At 61.3% G+C, this 16,630-nt stretch carries 15 protein-coding genes and 1 riboswitch; of the genes, 7 read left to right on the top strand and 8 right to left on the bottom strand.

What is annotated here, in order from left to right; translation table 11 throughout:
• Positions 1-4 precede the first annotated feature (4 nt).
• From MPZ60_RS10605 to MPZ60_RS10625, 5 genes are all read right to left on the bottom strand, one after another.
• Complete coding sequence (locus MPZ60_RS10605) at positions 5-862, bottom strand: (2Fe-2S) ferredoxin domain-containing protein (RefSeq protein ID WP_034351883.1); 858 nt, start codon at positions 860-862, stop codon at positions 5-7.
• The gene (locus MPZ60_RS10610) at positions 859-1,674 is read right to left on the bottom strand and encodes an ABC transporter ATP-binding protein (protein ID WP_080746065.1); all 816 of its coding nucleotides are present in this window, start codon (positions 1,672-1,674) and stop codon (positions 859-861) included. The genes MPZ60_RS10605 and MPZ60_RS10610 overlap by 4 nt, the downstream gene beginning before the upstream one ends.
• The gene (locus MPZ60_RS10615; protein ID WP_034351885.1) at positions 1,674-2,810 is read right to left on the bottom strand and encodes an iron ABC transporter permease; all 1,137 of its coding nucleotides are present in this window, start codon (positions 2,808-2,810) and stop codon (positions 1,674-1,676) included. The genes MPZ60_RS10610 and MPZ60_RS10615 overlap by 1 nt, the downstream gene beginning before the upstream one ends.
• Entirely contained in the window at positions 2,807-3,868 is a 1,062-nt protein-coding gene (locus MPZ60_RS10620; RefSeq protein WP_034351887.1) for an ABC transporter substrate-binding protein, read from the bottom strand. The genes MPZ60_RS10615 and MPZ60_RS10620 overlap by 4 nt, the downstream gene beginning before the upstream one ends.
• A gap of 70 nt (positions 3,869-3,938) precedes the next feature.
• A complete protein-coding gene (locus MPZ60_RS10625; RefSeq protein WP_242607007.1) occupies positions 3,939-6,071 on the bottom strand; it encodes a TonB-dependent siderophore receptor in 2,133 nt (710 codons plus the stop codon).
• 155 nt (positions 6,072-6,226) lie between these two features.
• Positions 6,227-6,470, bottom strand: a riboswitch (cobalamin riboswitch).
• A gap of 260 nt (positions 6,471-6,730) precedes the next feature.
• Between MPZ60_RS10625 and MPZ60_RS10630 the strand changes: the two genes are divergently transcribed.
• The gene (locus tag MPZ60_RS10630) at positions 6,731-7,225 is read left to right on the top strand and encodes a DUF2721 domain-containing protein (protein WP_003062966.1); all 495 of its coding nucleotides are present in this window, start codon (positions 6,731-6,733) and stop codon (positions 7,223-7,225) included.
• A 14-nt stretch (positions 7,226-7,239) separates the two neighbouring features.
• Positions 7,240-7,569 carry a hypothetical protein gene (locus MPZ60_RS10635; RefSeq protein ID WP_012838045.1) on the top strand — a complete coding sequence of 110 codons (330 nt, stop codon included), beginning with the start codon at positions 7,240-7,242 and terminating at the stop codon, positions 7,567-7,569.
• 1 nt (position 7,570) lies between these two features.
• Here the strand turns inward: MPZ60_RS10635 and MPZ60_RS10640 are convergent, their stop codons facing one another.
• Positions 7,571-8,491, bottom strand: coding sequence for an HTH-type transcriptional regulator ArgP (locus MPZ60_RS10640; RefSeq protein WP_003062964.1), 921 nt, complete (start codon positions 8,489-8,491; stop codon positions 7,571-7,573).
• A gap of 91 nt (positions 8,492-8,582) precedes the next feature.
• Between MPZ60_RS10640 and MPZ60_RS10645 the strand changes: the two genes are divergently transcribed.
• Positions 8,583-9,233 (top strand): LysE/ArgO family amino acid transporter, encoded by a 651-nt coding sequence (locus MPZ60_RS10645; protein WP_003062963.1) that lies wholly within the window; start codon positions 8,583-8,585, stop codon positions 9,231-9,233.
• Positions 9,234-9,291: 58 nt separating this feature from the next.
• Here the strand turns inward: MPZ60_RS10645 and MPZ60_RS10650 are convergent, their stop codons facing one another.
• Positions 9,292-9,600 (bottom strand): hypothetical protein, encoded by a 309-nt coding sequence (locus tag MPZ60_RS10650; protein WP_003062961.1) that lies wholly within the window; start codon positions 9,598-9,600, stop codon positions 9,292-9,294.
• Between the two features lie 164 nt (positions 9,601-9,764).
• Positions 9,765-10,241 (bottom strand): Lrp/AsnC family transcriptional regulator, encoded by a 477-nt coding sequence (locus MPZ60_RS10655; protein ID WP_003062959.1) that lies wholly within the window; start codon positions 10,239-10,241, stop codon positions 9,765-9,767.
• A gap of 88 nt (positions 10,242-10,329) precedes the next feature.
• Between MPZ60_RS10655 and MPZ60_RS10660 the strand changes: the two genes are divergently transcribed.
• The 4 genes from MPZ60_RS10660 to MPZ60_RS10675 all read left to right on the top strand — a co-directional run bounded on the left by MPZ60_RS10660 (position 10,330) and on the right by MPZ60_RS10675 (position 16,591).
• A complete protein-coding gene (locus MPZ60_RS10660; protein WP_034351893.1) occupies positions 10,330-11,229 on the top strand; it encodes an EamA family transporter in 900 nt (299 codons plus the stop codon).
• 463 nt (positions 11,230-11,692) lie between these two features.
• Positions 11,693-13,615: a PrkA family serine protein kinase gene (locus MPZ60_RS10665; RefSeq protein WP_003062956.1), complete on the top strand. Its 1,923-nt coding sequence runs from the start codon at positions 11,693-11,695 to the stop codon at positions 13,613-13,615.
• 76 nt (positions 13,616-13,691) lie between these two features.
• Complete coding sequence (locus MPZ60_RS10670) at positions 13,692-14,960, top strand: YeaH/YhbH family protein (protein WP_034352205.1); 1,269 nt, start codon at positions 13,692-13,694, stop codon at positions 14,958-14,960.
• Positions 14,957-16,591, top strand: a complete 1,635-nt coding sequence (locus tag MPZ60_RS10675) for a SpoVR family protein (protein ID WP_034351895.1) — start codon at positions 14,957-14,959, stop codon at positions 16,589-16,591. The genes MPZ60_RS10670 and MPZ60_RS10675 overlap by 4 nt, the downstream gene beginning before the upstream one ends.
• Positions 16,592-16,630 lie beyond the last annotated feature (39 nt).

The following is a 16,630-nucleotide window of genomic DNA, read 5'->3' on the forward strand; positions in this document are numbered from 1 at the left end:
GGGATCAACAGGGAAATTCGACAGGTAAAACTGATTCGTGCAGCGCGGGCCGTGGCCCATGCACGCGCAGGTGTTCGTGGGGGCAGTCATGCTGCTGCACATGGGCTGTCAGCACGGGCTCGATCGTCGTGGCATCCATGGGGCCGTACCACACGCCTTCGGGGTAGGCGATCATCAGCGGGCCGTGGTTGCACGGGTACTGGCAGCTGGTTTGCAGCAGCATCACCTGCTTTTTGAGCAGCGGGTTTTGCTGCACGGTGCGTGCCAGTTGCGGCCACAGCGCGACGGCTCCCTTGGCCGCGCAGCGTGGGCCCACGCACCACAGCACATGGTGCTGGTGCTCCGGCACTTGGGACCAGGCTTTGGGGTCGCGCTCCCAGTCTTCATCGGCCAGCAATTGCGGCACATCGGGCTGTTGCAGTGCGCTGGGAATGGTGGCGGCCAGCAGCTCGGCCAATGCCGGCAACTGCAGCAGGGGTTGAGCAAAAACGATGCGAGGGGCGTATTTGCCGGGTTGCCCTCCAGCCTGTTGCTTGGCGCGCCAGCGCATGATGAGCTTGTGCAGCCAGCGGCGCAGCGAAGGCTCGTCGGGCACCATGACGGGCAGGATCAATATCTGATCGGCATCGGCGCACAGGTCCAGCGCTTCGGGCAAGGCAGGCTGTGCTCGGTCCACAAAGGCCGGCTGCACACGCAGCACAGGCGTTTGTGCGGCAGCCAGCCGGGCCTCAAGCTGCGTTGCCAGATCGCTCAGTTCCGTCAGGCCGCCCGCATAGGCCGCACCGCGGCTGAGCACCACGATGGCCAGGCCGGCGTTGGCTGCAGGTAAAGAGGGCGTGGGCTCAGTGCAGGTCTGGGTCATAGCAGCTCATCCGGCATGAATTCGATCACGGGCTTGCCCGTGCGTGCGCTGGTGTGCACCTGGGCGCGCACGCCGTAGACACGGGCAATGGTCTCTGGCGTCAGCACTTCGGTCGGAGTGCCTTGCGCCACCAGTGCACCGTGCTGCAAAAGGTAGATGCGGTCGCAGTAGTGCGCGGCCAGCGGCAGCTCGTGCAGAGCGGCCAAAGTGGTCAGGCTCAGGCCGCGAATCAGATTCATCAGCTCGAACTGGTGGCGCACGTCGAGGTGGTTGGTGGGCTCATCCAGCACCAGCAGCGGTGCCTGCTGGGCCAGTGCGCGGGCCATGAGCACGCGCTGCTTCTCACCCCCCGAGAGCGTGGAAAACATGCGCTCGGCCAGTGGCTGGGCCTGCACCCGCGCCAGCGACTGGGCGACGATGGCAAAGTCTTGCGCGCTGTCTTTGTCAAAGGCGCTTTGGTGCGGCGTGCGTCCCATCAGCACCACATCGCGCACGCGCAGATCGAACTCGCTGGCATTTTCCTGTGCCAGCACGGCCATGGCACGGGCGTTGTCGCGGGCACTGTGCCGCCAGACGTCGCGCTCCTGCATACAGACCGTGCCGCTGGCGGGTCTGAGGATGCGGTAGATCATGCGCAGCAGCGTGGACTTGCCACTGCCGTTGGGCCCGAGCAGGCCCACGAACTGGCCACGCGCCACTTGCAGGCTGACATCACGCACGATATGCGCCGCTGCGGCCTGAAAGTTGAGCTGACTGGCCTGCAAAAGCAGCTCGCACTGGCTGGGTGCCTGAGCTTGATGGGCTTGGAACATCACAGGCTCAGCCTTTCCCGGGCATTCTTGCGGCACAGCATCCAGACAAAGAAGGGGCCGCCCAGCAGCGAGGTGATGACGCCCACAGGCACCTCGGCCGGAGCAAAGCTGATGCGCGAGAACACATCGACCCAGACCAGAAAGATGGCGCCAACCAGCGCCGCCACGGGCAGCACGCTGCGATGCTCGGCCCCCACAAGCATGCGCGTGACATGGGGCACGATGAGGCCCACGAAGCCGATTGGGCCTGTCAGCGCCACCAGCACGCCGGTGACCAGGGAGACCAGTACAAACAGCCAGCGCCTGGTGCGCGTGGTGTCCACGCCCAGCGTCATGGCGGTTTCTTCGCCTGCGAGCAGGGCATTGAGTGAGCGCGCCTGCGTCAGCAGCAGCACCACGCCCGCCAGCAGCAGCAAGGCTGGCAGACCCAGCTCGTCCCAGCGCGTGCCGGCCAGGCTGCCCAGTGTCCAGGTCAGCACCGAGTTGGCCAGTTCGCGCTGATCGGCCGTGAGCACGATCAGGCTGGTGACGCCGCCCAGGCAGTAGGCAATGGCCACGCCGCCCAGAATCAGGCGCGAGGCCAGTAGCCTGCCGTGGGCATGGGCGAGAAAATACACCGTGGTGCAGGCGGCCAGCGCGCCGCCAAAAGCGCCCAGCGGCAGGGCCAACTCGCCCGCAAAGGCCAGTGTGCCAAAGGCCAGCACGCTGACCGCGCCTACCGAAGCGCCAGACGACACGCCCAGCAGATAGGGGTCGGCCAAGGGGTTGCGCACCATGGCTTGCATGGCCACGCCCACCACGGCCAGTCCTGCTCCGGCCAGAGCGGCGAGCAGCACGCGCGGCAGGCGCACGCGCCAGACGATTTGCTGCTGGGCCACGGTCCAGTCACCTCCGGACCCGCCAAAGTTCAAGCCCAGGTTGTTGAGCTGCAGGCCTATTTCATGCGCCGTGATCTGCCATGCCAGTTGCGGCGCCATGCGCACCGGCCCCAGCGTGATGGCTAGCGTGAGCGAAAGCAGCAGCAGCGCGATCAACGCCGCCAGCCACAGTGCCAGTTGACGGCGCTGGGCCGAGAAAGCATTGGCGGTGGCGCTGACCGAAGCCGCACTGCTTGGGTGCTCGGCGGTCTGCATCATGGCTCGCTCACCTGCTCGGGTATCTGCTCAGGGTGCAGCGCATGGGCCAGGCGCTGGGTGGCGGCGACATTGCGCGGGCCTGGCGTTGCCTCGGCAAACTCCAGCAGCACGAACTTTTGCTCGCGTATGGCCTTGAGGTGGGCCAGCTCGGGCTTGGCCAGCAGAAACTGGCGTTTGCCGTCGGTCACGGGTCTGTCGTTATCGACGATGACTATCCAGTCCGGTTCGCGGGCAATCACGTCTTCCCAGTTGCCGCGCATCCAGCTGCTGTCCAGATCGTCAAAGATATTCGTTGCGCCCGCGGCCTCGATCATGGCCTGGGGCATGGCATAGCGGCCCGTGGTGACGGGGATGTCTGTGCCGCTGTCAAACACAAAGACCTTGGGTTTGTGGCTCACGTTCTGGAGGGCATCGGTCACGCGCTGCAGCTGGGCGCGCTGCTTGCCCACCAGCGCCTGGGCGCGTGCCGCGATGTCAAAGATGCGGCCCAGGTTGAGCAGGTCGTTGAAAGTGTCTTCCAGCGAAACGCGTTCGCGAGCCACCTGCCGTATGCAGGATTCGCTGAGCACATAGCTGGCGATGCCCAGCTCCTTGAGGCTGGCAGGAGTGATCTGGCCGGGTCTGAAGCCATAGGACCAGCCGCTGAAGACAAAGTCCGGCTGTGCGTTGAGCAAGGTTTCCAGGTTCATGCCCTGGCTGGACAGATCGGGCACGCCGGCCAGCAGCGGCTGCATGGCGGTGGGCAGGCGGCTGATGTCGCGCAGACCGCCATAGCCCACCAGCCTGTCCTGCAGGCCCAGGGCAAGAAACATCTCCAGCAGATTGATGCCGTGCACCACGGCACGCTGCGGAACTTTGTCATAGACCACGGGCTGGGTGCAGACATCGATGGTGAGCGCTGTTTTTGCCGGTTTGCTGGGTGAGGCCTGCGGGATGCTGCCGGCCTGATGGCTTTCGCCGCAGGCGCTGAGCGCTGCTGCCGAAGCCAGCACCGCGGCAAACCATAGCGGTTGCTTCAGTAACAGGAGCTGCTGGCGCATGTATTTAAAGGACTTCATGGCTAAAAGTGTCTTAACTCAAGAAAATACAAGCGCAGGCAGCTACTGATATCAAAGCGATGCATGGCACTTAGAACGTGAACTCGGCCGTGAGATCGACGCGCCGCCCCTCACCCGGGTAAGCCTGTGACGCCCTGGCGCTGGAGACGGCCGAGTAGGTGTAGAGCTTGTCCGTCAGGTTGCGCAGCGTCAGGCGATAGGTGCTGTGCGGCTGGGGACGCCAGCTCAGTGCTGCATCCCAGACGGTGTAGCCGCCGCTGCGCGCGGTGTTGGCGTTGTCCGCAAAGCGGCTGCCCACTGCACGTGCGCCCAGCGATGCCTGCCAGCGGCCCAGGGTGCTGTGGGTGGTGTAGTGGGCCCACAGATTGGCGGTGTTGCGCGCCACATTGGTGGGACGCTTGCCGGAGCGGTCGGCGCCACCAGCTTCGATCAGTTGGTCATACTTGGCGTCGACAAAGGCGTAATTACCCTCAAGGCGCCAGTTGGGCGACAGGCGCATCACCGCGCTCAGCTCCAGCCCCTGCGAGCTTTGCTTGCCGCCTTGCACGGACAGCAAAGCGTTGTTCGGGTCGCGCGTGATGATGTCTTTCTTCTCGATGCGATAGGCGGCGGCCGTCCATTCGCCCTGGCCCTGGGCGAACTGCTGCTTCAGGCCCAGCTCGATCTGGCGTGCCGTGGTCAGCTTGAAGGGGCTGTTGCCCAGGTTCAGGGTCAGCACATTGGTGACTGGGTCATGGCCTTGGGATAGCTGGCCGTAGAGGCTGGTCTGGGCACTGAGCTTGTGCGTCAGACCCAGGCGCCAGGCCGTTCCGCTCAGACGTTTGTCGAAGGAGCCGCTGCCCACCAGGTCATTGCGCTCAAAGTCCGTGAGGGCGCGGCGTATGCCGGCCAGCAGCAGCCATTTGTCGGTCAGCGTCCAGGCATCCTCGGCATAGAAGTCATGCGTGGTGGCCTGAGTGCGGTAACTTGGCAGCATGGGCGAGGTATTGGGCCAGTAGCCCAGCGAGGGCTCGTTCACGCCGATGGTCGCGCTGCCCGCATAGTCGTTGCGGGCAAAGTTGAACCGGGCGCGGCTTACCTCCCAGCCCGCTACTACTTTGTGTGCTCCGGCCTGGATGGTGGTTTCCAGCCGATTGCCGGTCTGGGCCAGATCGTGGGCCAGCTCCAGATAGTCACCCAGCGTCACTTGCTGCTTGCTGGGGTTGTAGCTATAGGCTTCGATGTTGCGCCAGTAGCGATCGGCCTTGAAATGGTAGAGCTCGTTGCTCACGCTCAGCCAGTCGTTGACCTGGTACTGGGCACGGGCGCGCACGCGCTTGTCCTTGATGCGGATATCGCTGTCAGCGGTGTTGAAGTTGCGTCCCAGCAGCTCGGGCACGATGGCACCGTTCACGGTGGGCGTGCCGAAATAGCGTGCAGGTTTTTCGTCGCTGACATCGGCCAGCAGTTCCATGCGCAGGGCCGCCGTGGGCTGCCAGCGCAGCGTGCTCATCAGCTTGCCGCCGCTGGCGCGGCTCATGTCGTGCTCGCCATTGGTGTGGTGGCCATAGGCATCCAGGCGGTAGCTCAGCGTGTCGCTCAGCGCGCCGCCCATGCCCAGACCAAGCTTGGCCGTACCGTGCGAGCCGGCCCCGACCAGTACTTCGCGCACCGTCTCCTTGCTGGGCTGCTTGCGCACCACATTGGCCGTGGCGCCCACGGTACCCGTGCCATAGACGATGGAGGCAGGGCCGCGCAGCACTTCCACGCGCTCATAGCCCCAGCTGTTGGCAGGGTAGGGCGTGGTCGACGAGGCCACGCTCAGGCGCACGCCGTCTTCGGCGATGCCCACCGAGTTGGTGCCGGTGAAGCCGCGCGTGCTGAAGGACAGGCTGCTGTAGCTGGTGGCAGACAGTGGCGTCATGCCCACGGTGCGGCCGATGATGTCGGCCATGCGGCTGTCACCGCGCTCCTGCCAGGTCTGCTCGTCCACATAGTCGAGGCTGGCGGGCAGGTCGCGGGTGGCGATGCCGGTCCGGCTGCCCGATGTTGTTGGCTGCGACAGACCCAGTCCGCCAGGGGCGTTGTCCGTGACCTGTACGGTGGGCAGTTGTGCTGCCGAGGAGAAAGTGGAGGGGCTTGAGCTGTTGGCCGAAGGTTCTGCGGCCAAGGTCAAGGCAGGTGCCAGGCCGATCAGGGCAGCAGGCAGGGCGAAAGATTTCATGTCGTCAGCGAGAACTGACCAGCCTGCATGCATGTGACGAGACATGACCGGTGTCCGGAGTGCGCCTGGTTGTGCGCGCCTGTCGCCGATCAGTTGCCGTCACGCTGCTCCCCGCAGACGGTCGTTGCAAATGCCGACTGCCGGAGTTGCACCCGGACGGTCAGCGCTTAACAGGCCGGTATCCGGGCTGGCAGATTGCGCGAGGCATGCCACTTCGTCTTCCCAGCGCTGCCGCGCACCTCTTGAAGAGGTCACGTAGAACGCCAGTGACTGGTTCTTGCTGGTGCAAAAGCCGTGAAGTGGATTGATCTGCTTACCGTTGCGGGGGCAGCCAAGGCTTTGAACCTTGTTCCCGTTTAACCCGATGAAACATCGGGCACCTGCTACGTTGAACAAGCTTGGCAGACCGCAGTCTGAAAGATCGTTCGCTAAAAATTATATAGCAGCAGCCATCGGCAGTGACTACGAGGCGGGATCCATGGCGACAAGGAAAGACACAGGGCCAGCATCGGCATCGCGGCAGGCATGCCAATTGCCGTCAAACATCTGGCGCAGTAGAAAAACAGCCATGGCTGTTTTTTGAGTGAATTCAGTCAAAACTGAGCTGATATTTGTGCATAAAAATAGAGGCTGAGACAGCCCCTGATTTTGAGGACACCATGAGCATCTGGTCCATCGACGCACAGACCGTCACCCACAGCATTCAGCTCGCTGTTGCGCCGGTTTTTTTTCTGACTGCCGTGGCCGGCATGATTGGCTCCGTAGCGGGGCGGCTGGCCCGCATCATTGACCGCGCCCGCAAGCTGGAGGAAAGCCTGCGCACCCTGGACGATCACGATCTGATCGCCCGCCATCTCAAGGAGCTGCATTTTCTGCGCGAGCGCGGGCGGCTAGCCAACGTCTCCATCGCGCTGCTGACGCTGTGCGGCATGTGCATAGGGCTGACCATTGTGCTGCTGTTCGTGGGCCAGGCCTACGGCGTCAGCGGACACGGCTATGCCGTTTTCAGCTTTCTGCTGGGGGTGCTGGCCTTTGTGCTGGCTCTATGCTGCTTCCTCTGGGAGACCATCATGGCGACACGCATTCTGGACTTTCATATGCTCACCCAGGCCAGGGCGGCCGTGCGCCATGTGGAGTCCGAGCATCGCCCCTGATTGCGCTGCGAGACATGTTTTTCCTGCCTCTGATCCTGGTGCCCATCGTCTTCCTGATGGCACTTGCTCGCCTCTATCAGATTCCCGTGCAGCTGCGTTCGGGCCGGTTGCTGCTGGTCGAGCGCGGCAGACTGCTCTTGCGTCTGGCCACCTTGCTGGCCTATGCCGGCCTGCTGGCAGGTAGCGGGGCATTGCTTGCGGTCTTGGTGTATGCAAGCTTTTTCGCGGCCGACCGATGGTCGGCCTATCTGCATCTGGCCCCTTATCTGGCGCTTTATCCCTTTCTCTACCTGGCGGCTGCCTGGGTGTTCTATTACGGCCTGAAAAAGTCTTCAGCAGACTGAGCTAGTCCTTCATGGGCTCCAGCCAGGCAGCTGCGGCATGGATGATGCAGTCGGTCAGGCGTTGCAGGCTGGCCTGAGCATTGCGGGTATGGGCCCAGTACATAGGGATGTGGAGATCTCTGCCCGGAAGCAGTTCCGTCAAATCGCCACTGGCCAGCTGCGGGGTGATCAGCTGTGCCGGGTGCATGCCCCAGCCCATGCCCAGTTCCACGGCACGGGTGTAGCCCTGGTTGGAGGGCAGAAAGTGACGCGCGTTGTTGCGCCGTCCGTCCAGCCCCAGGCCGTGCAGCCATTGGTCCTGCAGGCTGTCCTTGCGGCCGTAGTACATCATTGGCGCCTTGGCCAGCATCTGGGCCAGTTCCCGGTCTGATTCGGCCTGGGCCAGGTGGCGCTGCACAAACTCCGGGCTGGCCACGGCGATATAGCGCATGCGGCCCAGGGGCCAGGTGTTGCAGCCAGCAATCGCAGAGCCCGTGGCCGTGACGGCGGCCATGACTTCGCCTTCCTTGATGCGTTTGGCCGTGTGGTCCTGGTCGTCAATGCTGATGTCCAGCAGCTCGTTGCCATCCTGCGTGAAGGCCGCCATGGCATCCATGAACCAGGTCGACAGGGAGTCTGCATTGACAGCCAGCTTCAGCGTGGGCAAGGCGGTCTGTCCTTCGGGGACCAGCTCGGGGTTCTTGCGGCGCAAATCGTTTTCCAGCAGCGCCACCTGCTCCACATGCAGGCACAGGCGTCGGCCGGCCTCCGTGCCGGTGCAAGGCGTGCCGCGCAGCACCAGCACCTGTCCCACGCGTTCCTCGAGCAGCTTGATGCGCTGGGAGATGGCGGAGGGGGTTACATGCAGCTTGCGCGCCGCACGCTCGAAGCTTCCCTCGCGCAATACGGCGGCAAGCGCTTCCAGTCCCGCGTAGTCCAACATTAGAAATTCTTCATTGAATTGAGTAAATGTAATTTTACTTAATTGCTTCGCAGAGCAAGAATCCGGGCCGGTTTGGAGGAGTCAGCGGCTCATGGACATGACAACTAATTTTTATTCCGCCTGGATTGCAGGCTTTACGGTGTGCGCTTCGCTCATTGTTTCCATAGGTGCCCAGAACCTGTATGTGCTGCGTCAGGCAGTGCATGGCGAACATGTGAAGGCCTGCGTGGCTCTGTGTGTGCTCAGCGACGGGCTGCTGGTTGCACTGGGGGTGGCCGGCATGGCGCAGATGCTGGCCAGCTATCCGGCATTGGCCCAGTATCTGACGCTGGGTGGCGCCGCATTCTTGCTGGCCTATGGCCTTTTCGCCTTGCGGCGCATGTGGCTGGCCCCGGATGCCGCCATGGAGGCCGGCGAGCGCAGGGCTGCACCACGCGGAATGATGAGCGTGCTGGCTGCACTGGCAGCCATCACTTTGCTCAATCCTCATGTGTACCTGGATACGGTCTTGCTGATGGGCTCGATTGGCGCCCAGCAGGAGGGTGCGGGCCGCTGGTCCTACGTGATGGGTGCGGCCTCGGCTAGCTGCCTCTGGTTTGTGCTGCTGGCGATGGCGGGGCGCCGTCTCAAGCACTTGTTTGCCAACCCCGGTGCCTGGCGCGTCATGGACGGTATCACCGGTGTGATGATGCTGTGTCTGGCCTGGTGGGTGGCAAACAGCGCTTTGGGAATGGAGATTTGAGTCTCAAGTTGCGCCAGCGCCATTCATCGCAGGCTCTTTCACACCCCCACATCGGGTTTCAAGCCTCTGCGGCTTGTTCCCACAGACCCACGGCTTCGATGAGGTTCCAGCTATTGCATTCAATGCGGTAGTGGCCTGTGGCTCCGGTCTTCTGGCTCTGGCCCTCGATTACCACAATATGCCTGCCATGGCGCTGGGCTTCGGAGAGCGGGCGGATTTTGTCGTAGTTGTGCCTCTCGGCAATGTCGCCACGAAAGGCAATCGTCACTTGCTCGCGCCGGGGGAAGTAGTCCTTGGCATATTTGTCCAGAGTGCGATCGGCAACCAGCGTGGCCATATCGGGCGAGGTGGCGGAAGAAGCGTTCATCGTGTCTCCTCAAGAGTGGACTCTTGTTTGTGTGCGGAATCTGAGCCGGTTTATGACGCAATTGTTGCATTTTGTTTCCGGTGGCGCCAGTGCCAATCTCCATGGCAGATGGCAGACCTCGTCCTGCATCAACTCCGGCCGGGCGGTCGCACGGCGGAACCGCCTTACGGCGCAGACAGCGGCAGCTGCAGACCTGTCTTGATGCGCTCCAGCGCGATCGAGGTGCTGTAGCGGCGAATGTTCTCGTCCCCTTCGAACAGGCGTTTGCAGATGGCCTGGTAATCATCCATGTCGGTTGCCGTGACGACCAGGATGTAGTCGGTTTCGCCCGTCACATAGAAGCACTGCTGCACAGCCGCTTCGTCGGCGATACGCGCCCTGAAGCCGCGCGACAGATCCGGCCTGTCATTGACCAACTGCACGGTGATGACCGCAGTCAGCGTGCGGCCCACCTTGACGGGCTCCAGCACGGCCACATTGGCGGCAATCACCCCGGTTTCCTGCAATCGTTTGATGCGCCGCTGCACGGCTGGGGCCGAGAGGTTGATGTGCTCAGCAATCAGACGCTGCGGCATGAGGTTGTCACGCTGGAGCAGGGCAAGAATCGCGTGGTCAAAGGAGTCCAGGTCGGCAGCAGGCATGGTGTTGGATGGGTTGAGAGCGAAACTTGCAGATTCAGGGCTGAAAACGAGCAAATTTCGCGGGTGACATGCAATATCGTACCCACCTATGTCAAAAAACAGCTGGAATCATTGGTGGCCCGTGTTGGCCGTATTGGGCTCGGTCACTGCACTCGGGTTGGGGACTTCGCTGGCCAAGCAGCTGTTTCCCTTGATTGGTGCCCAGGGTACATCGGCACTGCGAGTGGGTTTTGCCGCGTTGATTCTGGTGTGCGTCTGGCGGCCCTGGCGCTGGTCGCTCAACCGTCAGCAGGCACTGGCTCTGCTGGTTTTCGGCATGGCACTGGGCGGCATGAATCTGATGTTCTACATGGCGCTGCGCGATATTCCGTTTGGCCTGGCCGTGGCCATCGAGTTTTCAGGACCGCTGGCCGTGGCCATCTACTACTCACGCCGCGCGCTGGACTTCATCTGGCTGGCGCTGGCGGTTGTCGGCCTGGCCTTGATTCTTCCTCTGGGTGGCAGTGCTTCGGGCCTCCACCTGTCCCCGGTGGGTATTGCCTGCGCACTCGGAGCCGCCATCTGCTGGGCCTCCTACATCGTGCTGGGGCGCAGGCTGGGCCATATCCCCAGCGGCCAGGCCGTCTCCCTGGGCTTGCTGTGCGCGGCGTTGGTGGTGGTGCCGTTTGGTGTGGCAGAGGCTGGAGTCAAGTTGCTGACGCCGTCGATTCTGCTGTTCGGGCTGATGGTGGCGGCCATCTCCAGTGCCTTGCCTTATTCACTGGAAATGCTGGCTCTGCGCCGTCTGCCGCCTGCCACCTTCGGCATCGCGCTGGCGACCGAGCCGGCCATTGCAGCACTGATGGGCATGCTGCTGCTCAGCGAGAACCTGACGGCCACGCAGTGGACCGCCATTGCCTGCATCATGGCTGCGGCCATGGGCAGCGCCGTGACGCGCGCAGGTACCAAATCGCCCGTGGTGGATGCTTCGGCAGCCACTTCCGGATGAATACCCATGCTATGAAAAGAGATGCTGCTAGCGCTTGCTCATCAATGCTTTGCCGAAATATTTCTAGTGAATAACCCTTGGAATTTAAGCAGCAAGCTCTGTTTTCTGTAGCTGCAATAGTTCGAAACGCTGCTTGTGCAGCGTTTTTTGTTGCCACCCAGATTGCCTGTAAAGCGATGTTCCGATCAGTTTTTCGAGTCGTCGAAATCTTGAATGATGGCAGATAGATAGGGGCTTTATTGCTTCCATGAGGACAGACTTCTATGCTCATTTCGAGTCATATTTTTTGACCGATTTTTGCGCTATCCGGTTTGCGGTTTTGGCTGTCGTGGCTACTGCGTATTTGTAGGAATCTCGGTCTATTCAAATTAGGAGCGAGGTGCTACAACGGACGCACACGGTAACGAATGCCTTGCAACTTTGCGGCACTGATTCGAGCCCTGGTGCCGCCACGGGAGGTCATATGGATGTCATCAGCAATTCCGCAGCACGCTACGTTCGCCTGCGTGAAGAAGAAATGTCGCTGGACGAGTACCTTAGCCTTTGCCAGCGTGATCCCATGGCCTACGCCGGAGCCTCACAGCGCATGCTGTCCGTCATCGGCGAACCCGAAATGGTGGATACCCGCAACGATCCCGTGCTGTCGCGTCTGTTTGCCAACAAGGTCATTCGTCGCTATCCCGCATTCTCTGAGTTCTACGGCATGGAAGATGCCATCGAGCAGGTGGTGAGCTTCTTTCGTCATGCGGCCCAGGGTCTGGAGGAACGCAAACAGATTCTCTATCTGCTGGGACCGGTGGGCGGCGGTAAGAGCTCGATTGCAGAGCGTCTCAAATACCTGATGCAAAAGGCACCGTTCTACGCGCTCAAGGGATCGCCTGTGAACGAGTCGCCGCTGGGTTTGTTCGACCCCGTGGAAGACGGTCCGGTGCTGGAAGATGAGTTCGGCATTCCGCGTCGCAGTCTGCAGCATGTGCTCTCGCCCTGGGCCGTGAAGCGGCTGGAGGAGTTCGGCGGAGACATTCGCCAGTTCCGAGTGGTCAAACGCTACCCCAGCATTCTCAAGCAGATAGGCATTGCCAAGACCGAGCCCGGCGATGAGAACAACCAGGATATTTCCAGCCTGGTGGGCAAGGTGGACATCCGCAAGCTGGAAAACTTTTCGCAAGACGACACCGACGCCTACAGCTACTCCGGCGGCCTGTGCCTGGCCAATCAGGGTCTGCTGGAGTTCGTGGAAATGTTCAAGGCTCCGATCAAGGTGCTGCACCCCTTGCTGACGGCCACGCAGGAAGGCAATTACAAGGGCACGGAAGGCTTTGGCGCGATTCCGTTTGACGGCGTGGTGCTGGCGCACAGCAATGAAAGCGAATGGAAGGCGTTTCGCAACAACCGCAACAACGAGGCGTTTCTCGATCGTATCTACATTGTCAAGGTGCCTTACTGCCTGCGCGTGAGCGAGGAGGTCCGCATCTACGAGAAGCTGATCCGGGAGTCTTCGCTGGCCAACGCCATCTGCGCGCCTGGCACGCTCAAGATGATGGCGCAGTTCTCCGTGCTCACGCGCCTCAAGGAGCCAGAGAACTCCAGCATCTTCAGCAAGATGCAGGTCTATGATGGCGAAAGTCTCAAGGACACTGATCCGCGCGCCAAGAGCTATCAGGAATACCGTGACTACGCGGGCGTGGACGAGGGCATGGAAGGCATCTCCACCCGCTTTGCCTTCAAGATACTGGCCAAGGTCTTCAATTACGACAGCACCGAAGTGGCGGCCAATCCCGTGCACCTGATGTATGTGCTGGAACGGCAGATCGAGCGCGAGCAATTTCCGGCCGAACTGGAGACCAAGTACATAGGTTTCATCAAGGAATATCTGTCCCAGCGCTATGCCGAGTTCATCGGCAAGGAAATCCAGACTGCCTATCTGGAGAGCTATAGCGAGTACGGTCAGAATATCTTTGACCGCTACGTCACCTACGCCGATTACTGGATTCAGGACAGCGAATACCGCGACACCGATACCGGCGAGGTGTTCGATCGCAATGCGCTCAATGCCGAGCTGGAGAAGGTGGAAAAGCCGGCCGGCATTGCGAACCCCAAGGACTTCCGCAACGAGATCGTCAACTTCGTGCTGCGGGCCAGGGCCAACAACCAGGGCAAGAACCCCAGCTGGACCAGTTACGAGAAGCTGCGCGTGGTGATCGAGAAGAAGATGTTCTCCAACACCGAGGAGTTGCTGCCGGTCATCAGCTTCAACGCCAAGGCCAGTGCTGAAGATGCGCGCAAGCATGAGGACTTCGTCACTCGCATGGAAGCCAAGGGCTATACGCCCAAGCAAGTGCGTCTGCTTTGCGAGTGGTATCTGCGCGTGCGCAAGAGCAGCTGACAGCGGTGTCGGTGGCCCGGCGCGGCCACCGACAGGACGGTTGAGTTGAGAACAGCCCCTGGAGATGGGAGCACAGATGGCACTGCATATCATCGACCGCAGGCTCGCAGGCAAGAATAAATCGGTGGGCAACCGCGAGCGGTTTGTGCGGCGTTTCAAAGAGCAGATCGCGGAGGCGGTGCGCAAAGCCGTGTCTGCGCGCGACATCCGCCATATCGATCAGGCGGAAAGCATCACCATTCCGAAAAAAGACATTCAGGAGCCGGTCTTCAGGCATGGTCAGGGTGGTATCCGCGATATGGTGCTGCCCGGCAATCGCGAGCATGTGCGCGGTGATCGCATTGCCCGCCCGCCTGGTGGGGGCGGCGGTTCGGGGTCGCAGGCCAGCGATAGCGGTGAGGGGCAGGATGACTTCACTTTCACCTTGACCAAGGAAGAGTTCATGGAGCTTTTCTTTGAAGATCTGGCGCTGCCGCGCCTGCTGCGCAACCACATCGGCAATACCTTGCAATACAAGACAAGGCGCGCCGGCTACAGCCATGACGGCACGCCCAGCAATCTGGCGCTGGTGCGCACCATGCGCGGCGCCCTGGGGCGGCGCATTGCGCTGACCAAAGCTTCACACCGTGAGCTCAAGGTACTGGAAGAACAGCTTGAAGCTCTGCTGGCGCAGGACGACGGCACCAGTGAGTCAGTAGCCGAGTTGCAACGCCGTATCGATACCTTGCGTGAGCGTATCGGCGCAGTGCCTTTTCTGGAACAACTGGATCTGCGCTTTCGCAATCGCAGCAAGGTGCCCGTGCCCAGCAGCCAGGCCGTGATGTTCTGCGTGATGGACGTGTCCGGCTCCATGGATCAGGAGCGCAAGGAGCTGGCCAAGCGTTTTTTCATCCTGCTGTATCTGTTTCTCACAAGGCATTACGACAAGATCGAGATTGTTTTCATCCGCCACCACACCCAGGCTGCAGAAGTCAGCGAAGACGAGTTCTTTCACTCCACGGAAAGCGGTGGCACGGTAGTCAGCAGCGCGCTGGTCCTGCTCGAACAGATCATCAGGGCCCGCTACCCGGTCAACGACTGGAATATCTATGTCGCCCAGGCCAGCGATGGCGACAACTTCAGCGACGACGGCGGCAAATGCCACAGCCTTCTGGCCGAAAGAATATTGCCGCTGGTGCGCTACTACGCTTACCTGCAAGTGGTGCTCGAGGAGCAGAGTCTCTGGGAAGAGTACAGCCGCCTGCTGCCGCTGTTCCCCCATTTCGCCATGCGCAAGGTATCGGCAGCCAACGAGATCTACCCGGTGTTCCGCGATCTCTTCAAGAAGGATGGGGTATCGATATGAACCTCAATCTCTATCCCGTGCTGGATCTCAGCGCCAGCAGAAAGGCCGGAAATTCGCATGCCCAGGGGGAGTCGCGCTTTCGCGATGTGCCGCAGGCGCCTTTGATGGCGTCTCAGCGACCGGCGTCTCCCTTGCCCGACCCCAGCGACTGGACTTTCGAGCTGATCGAACAGTATCACGCGGCGATTGCGGCCACGGCTGAGCGCTACGGTCTGGATACCTATCCGAATCAGCTCGAGATCATCACGGCCGAGCAGATGATGGATGCCTATTCCAGCGTGGGCATGCCGGTCAACTACCGGCACTGGAGCTATGGCAAGGAGTTTCTGGCCACGGAGCGCCGCTACCGACGAGGTCATATGGGACTGGCCTATGAGATCGTCATCAATGCCAACCCTTGCATCAGCTATCTGATGGAGGAGAACAGCACGGCCATGCAGGCCCTGGTGATTGCGCATGCGGCCTATGGGCACAACAGCTTTTTCAAGAACAATTATCTGTTTCGCATGTGGTCCGACGCGGGCAGCATCATCGACTATCTCGTCTATGCGCGCGACTATGTGGCGCAATGCGAGGAACGCTATGGCTTCGACACCGTGGAGCAGTTGCTGGATTCCTGCCATGCGTTGTCGAACTTTGGTGTGGATCGCTATTGCCGTCCCTCGCATAAAAGCCTGTCGCGCGAGCGCGCCGAGAGAGAGGCGCGTGAAGCCTATGTGCAGCAACAGGTCAATGTGCTGTGGCGCACGCTTCCAGCCCGAAGGGACAAGGACAAGGACAGCACGACGCAAGGCAGCGAGCGCTTTCCCCGAGAGCCCGAAGAGAACATCCTCTATTTCATCGAGAAGAACGCTCCCTTGCTCGAACCCTGGCAACGAGAGATCGTGCGCATCGTGCGCAAGATCGCCCAGTATTTCTATCCGCAGCGCCAGACTCAGGTGATGAACGAGGGCTGGGCCACCTTCTGGCATTACACATTGCTCAACACTCTGTATGACGAGGGCTGGCTGACCGATGGCGTGATGCTGGAGTGGCTGTCATCGCATACCAATGTGATCTACCAGCCGCCCGCTGGCCACCGGGCCTTCAGCGGCATCAATCCTTATGCGCTGGGCTTTGCCATGTACCGCGATATTCGGCGGATCTGCGAAAAGCCGACCGAGGAAGATCGCCGCTGGTTTCCCGACATGGCCGGCACACCCTGGCTGCCGGCGCTGCACCACGCCATGCGCAACTACAAGGACGAGAGCTTTGTCGGCCAGTTTCTGAGCCCGCACCTGATACGCGACATGCGTTTGTTCTCTCTGCACGACGACCCTGACGAACGTGATGTTCTGGTCAGTGCCATCCACGACGAAGATGGCTACCGCACGCTGCGCCAGTTGCTGTCTCAGCAATACGACCTGGGGACGCGCGAACCCAATATTCAGGCCTGGAGCGTGAATCTGCGCGGCGATCGCAGTCTTACTCTGCGGCATACCCAGTACCAAGGCAGGCCACTGGCAGAAGATGCACAGGAGGTGCTCAAGCATGTGGCTCGCCTTTGGGGATTTGGCGTGCATCTGGAAAGCGTCAACGGCGATGGCGAGACACCGGTTTTGCGGCACTCGGTGCCTGCACCCTCGCATTGAGAAATCTCAAGTGGAAGTTGCTTTAAGCCCTTGCCTGTA

The sequence above is a fragment of the Comamonas sp. 7D-2 genome (assembly GCF_022749555.1).
Classification (GTDB): Bacteria; Pseudomonadota; Gammaproteobacteria; order Burkholderiales; family Burkholderiaceae_C; genus Comamonas; species Comamonas thiooxydans.

What these genes read in the sequence shown, in the direction of transcription:
- MPZ60_RS10665 (WP_003062956.1), top strand. Translation starts at nt 11,693, where the DNA reads ATGGATGTCATCAGCAATTCCGCAGCACGCTACGTTCGCCTGCGTGAA.
- MPZ60_RS10640 (WP_003062964.1), bottom strand. Translation starts at nt 8,491, where the DNA reads ATGTTGGACTACGCGGGACTGGAAGCGCTTGCCGCCGTATTGCGCGAG.
- MPZ60_RS10660 (WP_034351893.1), top strand. Translation starts at nt 10,330, where the DNA reads ATGTCAAAAAACAGCTGGAATCATTGGTGGCCCGTGTTGGCCGTATTG.
- MPZ60_RS10650 (WP_003062961.1), bottom strand. Translation starts at nt 9,600, where the DNA reads ATGAACGCTTCTTCCGCCACCTCGCCCGATATGGCCACGCTGGTTGCC.
- MPZ60_RS10620 (WP_034351887.1), bottom strand. Translation starts at nt 3,868, where the DNA reads ATGAAGTCCTTTAAATACATGCGCCAGCAGCTCCTGTTACTGAAGCAA.
- MPZ60_RS10655 (WP_003062959.1), bottom strand. Translation starts at nt 10,241, where the DNA reads ATGCCTGCTGCCGACCTGGACTCCTTTGACCACGCGATTCTTGCCCTG.
- MPZ60_RS10645 (WP_003062963.1), top strand. Translation starts at nt 8,583, where the DNA reads ATGGACATGACAACTAATTTTTATTCCGCCTGGATTGCAGGCTTTACG.
- MPZ60_RS10625 (WP_242607007.1), bottom strand. Translation starts at nt 6,071, where the DNA reads ATGAAATCTTTCGCCCTGCCTGCTGCCCTGATCGGCCTGGCACCTGCC.
- MPZ60_RS10630 (WP_003062966.1), top strand. Translation starts at nt 6,731, where the DNA reads ATGAGCATCTGGTCCATCGACGCACAGACCGTCACCCACAGCATTCAG.
- MPZ60_RS10670 (WP_034352205.1), top strand. Translation starts at nt 13,692, where the DNA reads ATGGCACTGCATATCATCGACCGCAGGCTCGCAGGCAAGAATAAATCG.
- MPZ60_RS10615 (WP_034351885.1), bottom strand. Translation starts at nt 2,810, where the DNA reads ATGATGCAGACCGCCGAGCACCCAAGCAGTGCGGCTTCGGTCAGCGCC.
- MPZ60_RS10675 (WP_034351895.1), top strand. Translation starts at nt 14,957, where the DNA reads ATGAACCTCAATCTCTATCCCGTGCTGGATCTCAGCGCCAGCAGAAAG.
- MPZ60_RS10610 (WP_080746065.1), bottom strand. Translation starts at nt 1,674, where the DNA reads ATGTTCCAAGCCCATCAAGCTCAGGCACCCAGCCAGTGCGAGCTGCTT.
- MPZ60_RS10635 (WP_012838045.1), top strand. Translation starts at nt 7,240, where the DNA reads ATGTTTTTCCTGCCTCTGATCCTGGTGCCCATCGTCTTCCTGATGGCA.
- MPZ60_RS10605 (WP_034351883.1), bottom strand. Translation starts at nt 862, where the DNA reads ATGACCCAGACCTGCACTGAGCCCACGCCCTCTTTACCTGCAGCCAAC.